Here is a 13689-nt window from a genome sequence, read left to right on the forward strand (position 1 = left end):
CGACCTCGATTCGGCGTCGGCGTTGGCGTTGGCGTTGGCGTTGGCGTTGGCGTTGGCGTTGGCGTTGGCGTTGGCCTTTAGGTTATCGCGCTTCGATCACATGTTCCTGCGCGCGCGCAATTAGCCAGCTCTCGCGCAGCAGACGCTTCACTTCAGAGGCGACGTCCGCATCGAGCGTCGCCGGATACTTGGCTGTCACGGCGAAAATCTCGAAGCACGTGCGGTCCGCCGACGGAAACGGCCCGAGCAGATCGCCCACCGCCGCGTTGAAAATCTTCGCCTCGATATCCGGCTTCAGCGAACCGCGCAACACCTTGCCGATCACACCGCCGGCTTCGCGCGTATCGGCGATCGAATGCTCGCGCGCCATGTCGGCGAAGCTGTCCGGATCGTCGTGCAGATAGGAAATCATTTCCTTCGCCTTGCCCTCGCTGTCGAGCACGATATGGCTCACCTCGATCGCGTCGAACTTCGGCGAATTCAGCGCGAAGTAGTCCTTGATCGCCGCCTCGTTGCCGACTACGTCGAGCATCTTTTCCTGATACAGCCCGTCGGTGATGAACGCTTCGAATTCGTCGAGACTCACGTTGAGCACATCGAGGTACTGATTCATGTCCGTCGCGCGATGCAAACCGCGCACGCGGCGGAATTGATCGGCGCGCTGCTGGATTTCGTCCGCTGTCACAACGATGCCCTGCTTCTTCGCCGCGTGCACCGTGAGCTTGTCGCGCACGATCTGCTCGATCAGGCTCTCGAACTGGCCGGTCAATTTCAGAAGACGAATGAACTCGGCAACGTCCACGACTTCTTCATCGATTCGCACTATCGCGGTCATGTCATCCGCTCCTTTAATTGACGTGTGAGCTGCGTTATCAGCCGGCAACCTGCCTGAACGGGTCCAGTCCGAGGTCGATCAGGCGCCGCTCGCGCACCACGATCTCCGCGCTCGCGGTCATGCCATAGCGCAACGGGTAACGGGTGCCGGCGATCTGATAGGACTTGTCTTCGAGCATGACGCGGCCTTCGTACACCGGCTGCTTGTCCTGCGCGGAAGGTTTGGTCGCCGGCGAAATGTAGACAAGCGTGCCTTTGATCAATCCGTAACGCTGGTAGGGGAACGCACTGAACTTCAGCTTCACCGGCAAGCCCTCGTGCAGAAACGCACGATCGTGTTCGGCGATCTCGATCTTCAGCACGGGCTGCGCATCCTTCGGCGCGATGCCGCCGAGCGGCGCGTTCGCCTGGATCTTGTCGCCGCGTTGTGTCGAGGTGACATCGGTGACAACGCCTGAGACCGGCGCGAGAATCAGCAGGAAGTTGTCTTTGTCGATGTTCTCGAAGCGAATCCGCGCGGCGGCTTCGGCCACGAGGCGCGCGGTTTGCAATTGCAGGCGCACCTTGTCTTCCGCGTCGGTGATATCGCGTACCGCGGAGTCGTACTGGAGTTGCAGGTCGGTGGTCTGCTGCCCGCTGGTTTCGAGTTGCGCGTTGGCCAGCGCATATTCGTGGCTCAAGCGGAAATCCAGTTCTGCGAGTTTCGATTGCGCGACGCGGTAGGCGTTGTCCGCTTCCATCGCGGCGGTTCGTTTCTGCTCCACCTGAAGTTCGGCGATGCCGCCGCCGCCCGGCTGTGCGAACAGGCGCGAGTACCTGTCCAGTTCCTGGCGCGCTGCCTCGCGCGTGCGGCGGGCGTTGTCGAGCACGCTGCGCGCCTGGTCGAGTTCGGCTTTCTGCCCTTCGGCGAGCTTGGTCGTGCCCTCGGACACGCGGTTTTCGTGCTGACGCGCTTCCACTTCGATCTGCGCCTTCAGCGCGGCTGCCTTACGCTCCATCAGCGCCTTCTTCTCGGGGAACTGCTTCCAGTCGCGCTCGGCGTCTTCGAGCTTGAGCTGCGCTTGCAGCGCGTTGCTGGCCGCTTCGATCGCGCCGCGTGCGTTAAGCCGCGCCAGCACGTCGCCCTTCTGCACCGGCTGCCCTTCGGCGATGTACAGATCGGCGAGTTCGCCGTCGATCGGCGCATAGATGCGGCGCACTTCCGAGTCCGGCGACAAAGTCCCTTGCGCGCTGACGATCACATCCGCGCGGCCGACGAACGACCACAGCAGGCCGGCCACCACCAGCCCGGCCATCGCCCAGATCAGCGCGCGCGCGAGCCGCACCGGTTCGGCGGTCAGGATCGCGATGCCTTCGACGCTGTGGTCCTCCAGCGCCTCCGACAACGGTCTAGGGTGACTGTCGCGCTTCACTCTGCTCGCCTCCGATCAACGCCAGCTTCGCCTTCAACAACCCGGGATCCAGCACCATGCGCAGCTCGGTCAGCGAGCGGCGCTGCAAATTCGCTTCGGCTTCGATATCCGCGAGCAGCCGGTCGAAGTCGGCCGGATGATCCGCCTTCAACTGCGTATAGATGCGCATGCCCTGTTGCGCGGCAGCCTGCGCATCCGACAACAAACGCGCCTCGCTGCGGAAACCGGCCGAAATCCCCGCTTCGAGCCGTTGCGTGCCGCCGATCGAACCATTCGCGCGGTATTGCTTCCAGAGACTCTGCGCACGCAGCAACAGACCCTGCGCGCGGGCCAGCGCCTTGTCGTGCAAGGCCGACACGTCCTTCTGGATCGATTGCACGAACCACGCATCCGCCGCCGGATCGAGGCTGGCGTAGAACGACAGCAGCCGTTCGTCGTAACCGTTGCCACTCCGGTTTTTTTGCAAGTCGGCGAATTGATCGAGCAGCGTTTTCTTGTGCGCCAGCTCCGCCGCGAGAACGTCGGACCACGGACCGGCGGGCATCGCCTGCAAACCGGCCAGCGCCTGCTGCGCGTCACCGCGCAGCCATGCCGCGGTCACGGCGTCATGACGCTGGATCACGTCCGCCGAAGGCAGGCGGCTCGCGGCCAGTTGCTGAAACTGCGCCTGAAACGGCGGCGTGCTGAAATGCGCGGTCTTCAGCAAAGACAGCAGCGGCGTCAGCTGGCGGCCGAGCGCGGCGTTCAGCACATTCGCGTATTGGCGCAAATCTTCGCGTAGCCGGTCGAGGCCCGCGAGACGCGGATAACGCTGCGCGTAATCGTCGAACACCGGCGGCAGTGCGTCGGGTTTGTCGCGCGCCAGTTCGGTGCGAATCGTCGCGTTGAGCCGGTCGATGGCAGCGAGGTACACCGAGTCGTCGCTTTCCAGTTTGCGCAGATGACTCAGCGCCTGCGCATACGGCTCCGCGAACAGGGGCACGTATGACGCGATACGGTCGAGCGCGCGCTGGTGATTTTTTGCGTCGTCGTCCCAGCGTTGCAGCAAGCTGTGGATGGTAGCTTCGTCCGCGTACATCCGGATCGGCGCGTCCACGCCGCCCCGTCCGACCACGAAGCGCTCCAGATCGCCGACCCATTGCAATTCGCCGACCAGCGACGCGGCGTCCGCGTTGTTCGCGCTCAACGATTTCATCTCCACGAGCAGCGTGTCCGCCTGTCCGAACTGCGCCTTTTGCAGCGCATTCAGCCAGCCGGGGACCTTCGCCTTCAGCAGCGCTTCGCTCGCCAGCGTCCTGACCTGCGCATCGGCGGGATGGCGCGTCAGATAGCCGTTCGCCACCGCGATCGCACTCGTGTAGTCGCCGCTCGCCAGTAAGTTTCTCAATTCGCGCTCCGACGAACCCCGCATGTAGAGCGTCAGCGCCAGGGCCACCAGCACGGCGGCACCCGCGCCGCCCCACCACGCCACCCGCCGCACAGTCGTGCGGTCGCCGCCCGCGAAGGCCTTGCGGAGTTCGGCCGCCAGCAGACGCCGACGCTGCTGCCTGCCCTTCGCAGCGCCGGTGTGGCTGGCGCCGTTCGACCCATGGGTACCGCTAGCGCCGTTGGTTCCGTTCGCCCCGCCGGTGGCCGTGTCGCGTTTCGCATGCGCCGCCGTGGCTTGCGCCGCCTCGTTGACCTCGTCTTCGCGTTGTAGTCCCGGGTCGACGCAAAAGATATCGAGGAACGAATGCGCGGCGGCAACGAACGTGGTCTTGTCGGTATCGGCAGCCTCGTCGATGGCGGGATTCAGAAATAGCTGGGTCACGGTCGGCTCGACTTCAGGGGCTTTTTTCAGCGTCACCCTGTAGACGAAGTGGTCGCCGCCAAATGCAACGAGGTCGCCGTCGGCAAGCGGCAGCGCCGATTCGTCGAGCCGTTTTCCACCGACAAATGTGCCGTTGGTGCTGCCGAGATCCTCTACGTATAGCTCGCCGCCCCTTAGAAAGATGTGCGCGTGCCGCCGCGAGATGTAGTTGACCTGATGCGGATAGCGATCCTTGTAGCGCGAGAAGATTTCGTCCGTTTTGCTGACGAGAAACGGGAACGCCTGCACGTCGATCGGCTGAAGTCCGAGATCGTCGCGCTGCGGCACCAGCAGCAAGCCAGGCGCCGGCGCGGCGCTGGCGGCGGCCACGATACGCGCGCGCGGCTCGATGCCGACGCGGTAGCAAAGCTCGCCGCCGAAGCACAATTCGTCGCCGGCACGCACGCGGGCAGGGGTCTTTTGCACCGCGATGCCGTTAACCGTGGTGCCGTTCTTACTGCCGAGGTCGGCGACATAGACGGCGCCGTGCTCCGTGAAAATCCGCGCATGCCGGCGCGACAGACGCGTGATCCGCTCAGCCGGGTAATCGGTAAACGGCGCCTCGCTGCGCCCGATTGCGAACAGGTTGTCGACGATCCGGATCGCGTCGAGCGCGGGACGCTGCGCGGACACAACCGGTGACAGCACCACGTCGAACGCGGCGTCCAGGGTCGTGCGCACCTCGGCAATCGGAGCTTCGCCGGCGTTCATTTTGTCTGGATCACTAAGCGTTTACCCGCCGCGGCGAGAACGCAATGTAAATGGAGGAATCGGACGACGGCGGCGGATAGATATTGTTCGAACGGGCCGCTCAAACGTCGGCCCTTTAACGATTTTAAGTCACACATGGCGGGTGTCAATTTTCAGATCGTCGGTAGTAGAGGCAATAAGCGGGCAATAAACGCGCGACGTGCAGCCTGAATTCCACACGCTGCACGTCACGCCGCGGATTAGCTCAGTGTTCATTTACTTGCGCCTTATTTGTCCTTGGCTTGCGCTTGCACGTCGACGCTCGGCCAGCCGCCGCCCAACGCTTTATAGAGCAGCACCGTGTCGGACAGAATCAACTGATGGTTCGCGAGCAGCGCCTGCTGCGCTTCCAGAAGCGTCCGTTCGGTTTCGAAAACTTCGAGCTGCGACACCACACCGAGACGCAGTTGCGCCTGGATCTGGTCGGCGACGATTTGCAGGCGCGACACCTGCTCCTTCAATTGCACGCGTTGCTCCTTGTGCGAATTCAGATTGACCAGCGCGTTTTCCACTTCCTCGAACGCGCCCATCACGGCGACGCGATACTGCTGTTCGGCCACCGTCGATTGGGCCTGCGTGACCTTCACATGGGCTCGCACGCCGGGATCGAGCAGCGGAATGTTGATACTCGGCATGAAACCGAACGTGAACGATTTCAGCAGGTCGGTCAGCGCGAAACTGGCGGTGCCGCCGTGACCGGTCAGACTGATGGTCGGCAGTTGCGCGAGCTTGGCTTGGCCGACGAGATCGTAGGATTCCAGCACTCTGAATTCGGCGGCCACCACGTCGGGGCGCCGCGCGAGCAGTTGCGCCGGCAAACCGTCGGGCACGGAAGGCAGTTGCACGCGTTGCTGCAAATGCCCTTTAGGCAGCTGGAATTCGCCGGCCGGCACGCCGAGCAGCGTGCATAGCGCGTTGTTCGCGAGATCGCGCGAGCGGCGCAGTTCGAGCAACTGGTTCGTCAAGCGGTTGATCTCGGCTTGCTGACGCAACACCTGGGTCTGCGGTATGAGACCGTTGCGGCTCTGGCCGTCGTAGATCGTGAGAATCTGCTTGTTCGTGACGAGCGTTTTCTGCTGCTGGTCGATCTGGTCGTCGAATTGCAGGATCTGGAAATAGGTGCTCGATACGTTCGAGACCAGTTCCAGATAGCCGGCTCGCCAATCCGCCTCGGTCGCATGGAACTCGGCCTTTTGCGCCTGCACGCCCTTCTCCACTTTGCCCCAGATGTCGATGTCCCAGTTCACCTGGGTGGCGACGTTGTACTGTTTGGAGAAAGTCTGGCGTGTGGTCTTTTCGAAATCGGCGCCTGCGCCGAGATCCATGGTCGGCAATGCGCCTGCTTTCGCCTCGCCGATCTGCGTGCCGGCGACGTCGATACGCGCGGCCAGCACCTTGATGTCGAAGTTGCCCGCAATCGCTCTCGCGATCAGCGTGTCCAGATAGGGATCGTGGAAGCCTTTCCACCAGTCGGGTTCGATGGTCGCGGCCGCCAACACCGGCGAGCCCTTCTGATCCGACCATGACGCCTTGGCCGGTGTGTCGGGCCGCTTGTAATCGGGCATGCTGACGTCGACACACGCGCACAGCAGCAGTGCGCACGAAGCCGCGGCGCCGAGTCCTCGTATCGCCGCGGCAACGCGCTTCGCACCCGACGGCTGAAATGCCGCGCCGCACTGCGCCAATGAATTGCAAAAGCGCTGACGGACCGATGAATCAAGCAACGCTGACACGATTTTCTCCGATGACGCCGGCTGCGCTGCACGAGGAGAACGCGCTCTTCAAGTAAAGCATGTCCTGCCCGGCTTCACCATCGAAGCGGTGCAAGAAAGTTGGCGCGGGGATCGTACGGTGCGGGGGTCGTGTGAAAAGAACGATTGAAGGCGAAATTTTTTGACGAACCGCTGTTGCGCGGCCCGCGGAGGCCGGCTAGCCTCCGCGGCGGCCTGCGCCGATCAGGCGATGTAGATGTTGTTGCTGTTGCTCACATGTGGGTTGATCGTGGTGGTGGTGCCAACATCGAACGCTGCGTTGTTGCCGTTCGCGTTCTGAATGTTCATCGTCGTGTTGATCAGTTGGGTGGCGTCGACCCTCTTGCTGTTGTCCGGTGCATACACCGGCGCGAAGCTGAAGTACCACGACGGCGGATAGTCGTAGCCGAAACCACCGCGCACGGCACGCATGACCTTGCTGTCGAGTTGTTCGGTGATGGACAGGTCTTTGATCGTCAGCGTGTTCATGGTAGATCTCCTGGAAGGGGAACAGCACAGTCTTGCGGTTGGGTTCGAACAACTTGTCTGCTCGACCGTCACTCACGCATGGGCTGTGCCAGTTTTGGTTTCCGATCCTAAGAAAATTGCAGAAAGGCCATAGATAAAGGGCTGGCGGGATACGGTCCCGCTAAGTGCATCGAGATGGCGGTAAAGCGCCGAGCGGGAAATGGTGGATCGCAACCAACAACACGCGCGGCCGTGTTGGCCGGAACGAGACACTGTGGACGCCACGCCGCGCGGCGATGCCTACGCGCAGCGTTACCGCGCGATGACCGTGATCTTCTTCGAGTAAACCGGGGGATTGTGCGGGATATGCATGGCGTCGCCCATCAGCAACTGCAAGGTGTGCTTGCCGGGCGCCAGTTGAATCATCGTTTCCGTTTCGCCCGCGCCGAAATGCAGATGGTTGCGGTCGGATGGAATTTCCTGGTCCATCGGCGGCAGGTCGGTGTCGATCAGAAGGTGGTGGTGTCCGGTGTTCGGATACTTGACGCCTTTGGGCGCCACGCCCATGAAGCGCAAGCCGAACCACACGCGAAAAGGCTTGTTGGCGGGCACCACCTGACCGTCGTTCGGATACCCGATATATGCATGCGCGCCGGCCGGCGCAGGCGTCGTGCCGCCCAGGACGAGGTTCGGCGAGGTCAGTGCAGCCAGTGTCACAAGCGCCGCGATCGCGATGTTCCTGTACATGAAAGGCTCTCCGTCCTGACGGACCCGCGTTGAATCAACGGGTCGCGCGAATCTTATTGCACGTTGATGGTGATCTTCTTCGAATACACGGGCGGCACGTGCGGCACGTGGTTGTGGTCGCCGAGAAGGAGCTGCAGCGTGTGCTTACCCGGCGGCAACTCGAGGCGCGCGTCCGTCTCGCCCGCGCCGAAGTGCAGGTGATTGCGGTCCGACGGGATTTCCTGGTCGAGCGGCGGCAGATCGGTGTCGATCAGCAGATGATGGTGACCGGTGTTGGGAAAAACAACGCCCTTCGGACACACGCCCATGTTGCGCAGCCCCATGCGCACCCACAGCTTGCCGCCGTGAATCACCGCGCCGTCCGGCGGCCAGATGATGTACTCCTCGGCGCCCGGCACGGATGCGGTTTGCTCGGCGAGCGCGGATCCGGACAGCGCCGCGATGCCGAGCAGGGTGAAAAGCGCGGTGCGGAGAACGGAAGACCGCGCGCGCACCCGATGCCGTGTGTTGAGCACGCCCGGTGTGAAGGTTATTCGCATTGCCCACTCTCCCAAAGAGTGGCCCGGGCGCCTTTGTTGCACGAGACGCGGGCCGCGCGCTCCGGCTGGTTTTGCGGGCGCACGCGTGGTCGGACGGCCGCGGCATGCAAAGGCCGTGCTGCGTTACTTGGTGATTTAGCTTAGGACGTAACTTGCCAAAAAGAAACGACACGCTCGTTAACCTTATGACGACACACGGACGGTTGTGACCCGCAAATCGCGTGCTATCGTTATTTATAGCTTGTCGATGAATGGCCGACAGCAGCGTTGATGCCCCGTGTGATGCGCTTCAACAGCCGCTGCCGGCGTCGCGGTCGTCGAATACCTATGTTCTGTCCGGAACAAACAGGATTTGAATATGTGGCGAATATTCCTGCTGGTGTGCATGGCCGGGGCAATTCAGGTGCATTGGAGCGGCGCGTATGCCGCAGCGCAGCGTAACGGCGCGGAGGCCGGCGTCGCGGCTGTGACGGCCGACCTGCCGGACAAAGACCATTCCCGGCGTATCGCGCTCGTAATCGGCAACGGCGCGTATGGCAACGACACAAATCCGCTTCGTGAGAATGCACCACGCGACGCCCAGGCGTTGCGCGATCAACTGCGCTCGCTCGGCTTCGACGTCATCATGCGTATCGACGCGACACCGCCGCAGATGCAACAGGCCATCGCCGAATTCCGCCAACGTCTGCAGGCAGGCGGTGTCGGGCTCTTCTATTTCGCGGGACATGGCATGCAAGCCGGCGGGCAGACGCTGTTGATCCCGGCCGGCATCGACATGCGCTCACCGGCGCGGCTGATTGGCAAAGGCGTCGACTTGCGCACCGTGTTGCAAGCGATGCGCGCGCCGCGCGCCGATCCGTTGAATCTCGTGATCCTCGATACGTGCCTGAACGATCCGTTCGCGGCTCACGCAACGCCCGGCGCGTATGCGCTTCCCGGCAATACGCTGCTTGCTTACGCAACAGCGCCGGGCGGCTTTGCAGCAGACGGCGTGCGTCATGGCGTCTATACGAGCGCATTGCTGCGTGCCCTTGCCGACGCTCCGTCGCAGAATCTCGCTGGCTTGTTTCAACGCATCGCGGCAGAGGTTCACAAGGACACCGGTGGTGAGCAAAGCCCATGGATGGTTTCATCGTTGTCCAGGGCTTTTCGTTTGACCGTGTCTTCGTTCGGCTTCGCAGCCGCGCAGCTCACGGCCGCCACACTCGTTGAACCGGTTGTCAGGTTGCACAGCCGCGGCATCCTGCCGAAGGACAGCAGCGAGCAATACGAAATCACGTTCTGGAATTCGATCAAGGACAGCAACTACCCGAGCGACTACGAAGCCTATCTGAAGGCCTATCCGAATGGCCGCTTTGCCGCGCTCGCCCATGCGCGCATCGACCGGTTGCGCGCCGCCGCGCCAACGAGCGCGCCCGCGCCGGCACCGCAAGCCGCGCGGCCAGCCGCGCCTGCCAGCGCAGCGCCGCCGGAACACCCGCGCTCGACGGCCACGCCAACACCCGTTGCGCCTACTCCCGCACCTGCAACCGCGCCTATCACCGCGCCGGCAGCCGCGCAAAAACCCGCAGCACGTCCAGCCAACGCCAACGAGAGCCGCGATTGCGCCACCTGTCCAATCATGATCGCCGTGCCGGCGGGCTCGTTCTCGATGGGTAGCAACACCGACGATCCCTCTGAGAAACCCGTCCATCACGTAACCATCGGCGCGCCGTTTGCGATCGGCAAATACGCGGTGACAGTCGAACAGTGGAACGCGTGCGCCGACGCCAACGCCTGTCAAAAGCTAACGCCCGAATCCAATTCCGTAAAGAACGCACCGGCACGCGACCTCAGCTGGGACGACGCGCAGCAGTACGTGAGATGGCTCAGCAAAGTGACCGGCAAAACGTATCGCTTGCCGACCGAGGCAGAATGGGAATACGCGGACCGCGGCGGCACCACCACGCAATACTGGTGGGGCGATCAGATGCGCAAGGGCAACGCCAATTGCAAGGATTGCGGCGAGCCGTGGCACAAGGAAGGCCCCGAGAGCGTCGGCTCGTTCGCGCCGAATCCACTCGGCCTGTACGACATGAACGGCAGCGTCTGGGAGTGGGTTGGCGATTGCTGGCACAACTCGTACCAGAGCGCACCCACCGACGGCCATGCGTGGGATACGCCAGGCTGCGAGATGCGCGTGATTCGCGGTGGCTCGTGGCGCGAAGGCGCGAATTACATGCTCAGCGCGACGCGCTTCAAATACAGCGCGAGCGTGCGCCAGTCGCAGGACGGCTTCAGGGTCGTCAAGGAACTCAAGTGATTCAGGTGCCGCGGATGAACTTGCGCACGAATCAGGGCGCGCGCGGCTTCGTCGTGATCTGCGCAAAATCGGCGACGACGTGGTCCTGACCGTACTTGCCGGCGATTTGCGCAAGGCGCGTGTCGAGCGCGCGCAGATAGTCGGCGTGCGCTTCGCTCTCCGGCCGCGGCTTGTCGAATAGCGGCGCCGGCGTAATCAACAACACCACCATCTCCGTTCCGAACGGCTTCGAAATGATCCAGTCGCCCGCGCTGCCGATCGTCGCGGCGTAGCGCGGCGGCGCCTGATTGTCCTTCGCGCGCGGGCTCGGCACCATATGCACGACGCTGCCGTCGAGCTGGTAGTAGTCGAGGTTCACGTACGAGTCGTAAGCAGGCGTCGTCACGTCGACGACGAGCGGATCGCCTTCACTCAACTGGCCGCCGGGCGGGCGCACATGCAGCGCCGCGACGTGGCCGGCTTGCCAGTTGCGGGTCCAGTACGGAGCGAGCGCTTTGATCGTGTCGCATTTGTCGTCGGCGAGCGGCTCGACTTCGAGCGCGAGCGTGTCGACGCCCGGCAGTGCGGCCAGCGTGTCCTTCAGATGTGCGGCGCCGTAGCGTTGCGAGACGTAGCCGCGCACCGTCAATGAGTGGTCGTGTGCCGAACCGGCCAGCGCCGAACATGGAACCTGCGCCAGTACCGGCGCCACGGCGGCTAACGTAAGCGCCGGCTTGGGCGCGGGCGGGGGTTGCGCGACGGGTGGCGCTGCGGGCGGCCCGGCAGTTGGAGCCGGCTCAGGCGTGCTCGCCACCGTTGCCGTGGACACAGGCGGTGCCGCCGAAGCCGCCTGATCCGCTAAAGGCTGCGAAGCCGATGTAACCGCCGGCGTCCCGCCTTGCCGGTCCTGCGACGACCGGAACGCCAACACGCCGACAACCGCCGTGCACAACACAGCCAAACTCGCGAAGCCCACCTTCACCCACATCCCCGACTTCTCGGCACGCGCTTCGTTATCGAACTCCGCGATGAAGCGCGCCACGCTCGGCATGCGCGTGTTGCGATCGAACGAAAGCGCCGCGCGCAACGCGCGCCATTGTTTCGTGTCGAGATTGGCGGGCCGCTGCGGTTTGAAATCCGCACTGCGCGCCTGCGTCGCCGACAGTCGATCGAAGGGGTGGTGGCCGGTCAACAGCTCGTAGGTGATGCAGCCGAGCGCATAGATGTCGTCGCGCGGGTCTGGCTCGAGATGTTCCAGCATTTCCGGACTCGCGTACGCGGGCGTCAACGCGCCGAGGCTGCCGGGATCGAAGACGGTTGCGTCGGTCTCCTCCTCCGGCCGCTGGAAGACGCGCGCGATGCCGAAGTCGATCACCTTCACTTCCGCGCTGGTCGTCAGGAACACGTTGGCGGGTTTGAAATCGCAATGCACGAAGCCGTGTTCGTGCGCATAGGCGAGCGCATTGCACATGCCGCGCACGATCGGCAGCGCGGCGCGCACCGGCATGCCTTTGTAGCCGGGCGTGCGCAACAACAGGCTCAACGGCTTGCCGGTCAGATACTCCATCGTCAGGTAGACGATCGGCCCATCGCGGTCGAAGTCGTACACCGTGATGATGTTGCGATGCGCCAGCACCTGCGCCTTGCGCGCCTCGCGTTGCAGCGCGACGAGCGAGTTCGGGTTGCCGCGGAACTGCAAGTTGAGCACCTTGATTGCGACATACGGCTTGCGATCCGAAGCTTCGAGCTTGCGCAGATCGAGCGCCTTGTACACCGTGCCCATCCCGCCGACGCCCAGACATTCCTCGAGAACGAAGCGGTTATTCAGCGTGTCGCCGGTGCCTTTGACCTGGTCGTGCCCCGAGGGGTTGATCCCGCCTGCCGCGCCTGCGGCGTTCGATGAGCTCGAGGCGCTCGCGGAACTCGCAGACGACTCGGACGGAATCTCGATCGCCGTCTGCAGGCCGGTTTCCTCGCCGCCCGCCGCCACGTTGGAGACACGCAACTGTTCGATCCGCCGCCGCACTTCCGCGTACAGATCGTCGGGCAGCGGGGTTTTGCGATGTGCGGTGCCAAGCACCTCCAGCAGCTGCGTCGGACCGAGCCCTTCGGTCGTCAACGTGCTGTCGAGTTGAGCAACGAACTCGTCGCGTGACAGCTCGCCGCTCTGAAAGTCGCGAATCACATGCGCAAGGCTAGCCATTTTTGCGAAGTGCCGCCGCTGCCGTTGGACCGGGTCGCATGCGACCGGAGCCAGTCGGGCTAGTAAAAAACCTGTCGTAACCAGTTACATGTGCCGCTTCGATACTAGCCCCGGACCCACGCTTTCGCAAACCAGGATTGCCCCGCTGCGGGCACGCCATATCGATGTCGCGAGATATCCAACAGCATGCGGCGCCCTGTTGGGCGCGCGCCATCATCCACGGATCGCGCGCTTCGCCCCGATCATGCCCGTCTTCCGCGTACCCTTGGAGAATCACCATGTCATCCCTCATGATTCGCGATCTGTCCCGCACCCGCAAGCTCGACCGCCACACGATGCAAGCTGTGGTCGGCGGCACCGTCAGCAGCGTGCCCGGCCTACCGTCGGTGGCAGGCCTTGGCGGCATCGTCAACGTCAACGTTTGACGCCGCGCAGTAGCGAAGGACTGGGGAACTTCCCTACTGCAGATTGTTGGTATGCAACAGGCGGGCCGCAAGCAGATTTCCTATACTGGTAGGTGCGAGGAGACCTCAGCACACTTTCACGACTCGACCCGGGCGGCCGCCGAACCATCGCTCCATCGAAGCGAACCGGCGGCCGACTCGTGTTCTTCTCTGGAGCCACCATGGCAAAGCTCGTCATCAAGAACCTCACCGAGAGCGTCGAACTTGACCGCCAGGCCATGGCTGCAATCGTCGGCGGAGCGCGGATCGGTGCGCGCTTGAGTTTTGCCGCGCAACCGGCGCCAGGCTCACCGCGCGTCGTCGAGTTTCCACCGGGTTTTCCCGCAGCGCACCAGGCAATCGCCGACATGGCTGTGCCGCGCAAACCGTCGCGCGGCTAGACTCCGGCCCG

General features: G+C 63.4%; 11 protein-coding genes. 3 read left to right on the plus strand and 8 right to left on the minus strand.

The genetic code is table 11. From position 1 onward, the window contains the following. Nucleotides 1-82: 82 nt before the first annotated feature. The 7 genes from WN982_RS36590 to WN982_RS36620 form a co-directional block, all read right to left on the minus strand. The gene (locus WN982_RS36590; RefSeq protein ID WP_341316856.1) at nucleotides 83-835 is read right to left on the minus strand and encodes a peptidylprolyl isomerase; all 753 of its coding nucleotides are present in this window, start codon (nucleotides 833-835) and stop codon (nucleotides 83-85) included. A gap of 37 nt (nucleotides 836-872) precedes the next feature. After that, on the minus strand, nucleotides 873-2246 hold the full coding sequence (locus WN982_RS36595; protein ID WP_341316857.1) for an HlyD family efflux transporter periplasmic adaptor subunit: 1374 nt from the start codon (nucleotides 2244-2246) through the stop codon (nucleotides 873-875). Next, complete coding sequence (locus WN982_RS36600; RefSeq protein WP_341316858.1) at nucleotides 2224-4806, minus strand: FHA domain-containing protein; 2583 nt, start codon at nucleotides 4804-4806, stop codon at nucleotides 2224-2226. The genes WN982_RS36595 and WN982_RS36600 overlap by 23 nt, the downstream gene beginning before the upstream one ends. Before the next feature lie 266 nt (nucleotides 4807-5072). Further along, nucleotides 5073-6530: an efflux transporter outer membrane subunit gene (locus tag WN982_RS36605; protein ID WP_341319546.1), complete on the minus strand. Its 1458-nt coding sequence runs from the start codon at nucleotides 6528-6530 to the stop codon at nucleotides 5073-5075. Between the two features lie 270 nt (nucleotides 6531-6800). Beyond that, nucleotides 6801-7085: a hypothetical protein gene (locus tag WN982_RS36610; protein WP_341316859.1), complete on the minus strand. Its 285-nt coding sequence runs from the start codon at nucleotides 7083-7085 to the stop codon at nucleotides 6801-6803. A gap of 291 nt (nucleotides 7086-7376) precedes the next feature. Beyond that, nucleotides 7377-7811, minus strand: coding sequence for a DUF4399 domain-containing protein (locus WN982_RS36615; protein WP_341316860.1), 435 nt, complete (start codon nucleotides 7809-7811; stop codon nucleotides 7377-7379). Nucleotides 7812-7864: 53 nt separating this feature from the next. After that, nucleotides 7865-8350, minus strand: a complete 486-nt coding sequence (locus WN982_RS36620; RefSeq protein WP_341316861.1) for a DUF4399 domain-containing protein — start codon at nucleotides 8348-8350, stop codon at nucleotides 7865-7867. A gap of 358 nt (nucleotides 8351-8708) precedes the next feature. Between WN982_RS36620 and WN982_RS36625 the strand changes: the two genes are divergently transcribed. Beyond that, complete coding sequence (locus tag WN982_RS36625; RefSeq protein ID WP_341316862.1) at nucleotides 8709-10652, plus strand: SUMF1/EgtB/PvdO family nonheme iron enzyme; 1944 nt, start codon at nucleotides 8709-8711, stop codon at nucleotides 10650-10652. Nucleotides 10653-10683: 31 nt separating this feature from the next. Here WN982_RS36625 and WN982_RS36630 read toward each other — a convergent pair whose 3' ends face one another. Beyond that, nucleotides 10684-12834, minus strand: a complete 2151-nt coding sequence (locus WN982_RS36630) for a protein kinase (protein WP_341316863.1) — start codon at nucleotides 12832-12834, stop codon at nucleotides 10684-10686. A 278-nt stretch (nucleotides 12835-13112) separates the two neighbouring features. Here WN982_RS36630 and WN982_RS36635 point away from each other — a divergent pair, with 278 nt between their 5' ends. Then, nucleotides 13113-13259 carry a hypothetical protein gene (locus tag WN982_RS36635; protein ID WP_341316864.1) on the plus strand — a complete coding sequence of 49 codons (147 nt, stop codon included), beginning with the start codon at nucleotides 13113-13115 and terminating at the stop codon, nucleotides 13257-13259. A 200-nt stretch (nucleotides 13260-13459) separates the two neighbouring features. Beyond that, on the plus strand, nucleotides 13460-13678 hold the full coding sequence (locus WN982_RS36640) for a hypothetical protein (RefSeq protein ID WP_341316865.1): 219 nt from the start codon (nucleotides 13460-13462) through the stop codon (nucleotides 13676-13678). The last annotated feature ends 11 nt before the right edge of the window (nucleotides 13679-13689 follow it).

The sequence above is a fragment of the Paraburkholderia sp. IMGN_8 genome (assembly GCF_038050405.1).
In the GTDB taxonomy this organism is placed as follows: Bacteria; Pseudomonadota; Gammaproteobacteria; order Burkholderiales; family Burkholderiaceae; genus Paraburkholderia.

Bases quoted from the DNA above. Each gene is read 5' to 3' on its own strand.
- WN982_RS36635 (WP_341316864.1), top strand. From the start codon at position 13,113: ATGTCATCCCTCATGATTCGCGATCTGTCCCGCACCCGCAAGCTCGAC.
- WN982_RS36600 (WP_341316858.1), bottom strand. From the start codon at position 4,806: ATGAACGCCGGCGAAGCTCCGATTGCCGAGGTGCGCACGACCCTGGAC.
- WN982_RS36625 (WP_341316862.1), top strand. From the start codon at position 8,709: ATGTGGCGAATATTCCTGCTGGTGTGCATGGCCGGGGCAATTCAGGTG.
- WN982_RS36620 (WP_341316861.1), bottom strand. From the start codon at position 8,350: ATGCGAATAACCTTCACACCGGGCGTGCTCAACACACGGCATCGGGTG.
- WN982_RS36640 (WP_341316865.1), top strand. From the start codon at position 13,460: ATGGCAAAGCTCGTCATCAAGAACCTCACCGAGAGCGTCGAACTTGAC.
- WN982_RS36615 (WP_341316860.1), bottom strand. From the start codon at position 7,811: ATGTACAGGAACATCGCGATCGCGGCGCTTGTGACACTGGCTGCACTG.
- WN982_RS36630 (WP_341316863.1), bottom strand. From the start codon at position 12,834: ATGGCTAGCCTTGCGCATGTGATTCGCGACTTTCAGAGCGGCGAGCTG.
- WN982_RS36590 (WP_341316856.1), bottom strand. From the start codon at position 835: ATGACCGCGATAGTGCGAATCGATGAAGAAGTCGTGGACGTTGCCGAG.
- WN982_RS36610 (WP_341316859.1), bottom strand. From the start codon at position 7,085: ATGAACACGCTGACGATCAAAGACCTGTCCATCACCGAACAACTCGAC.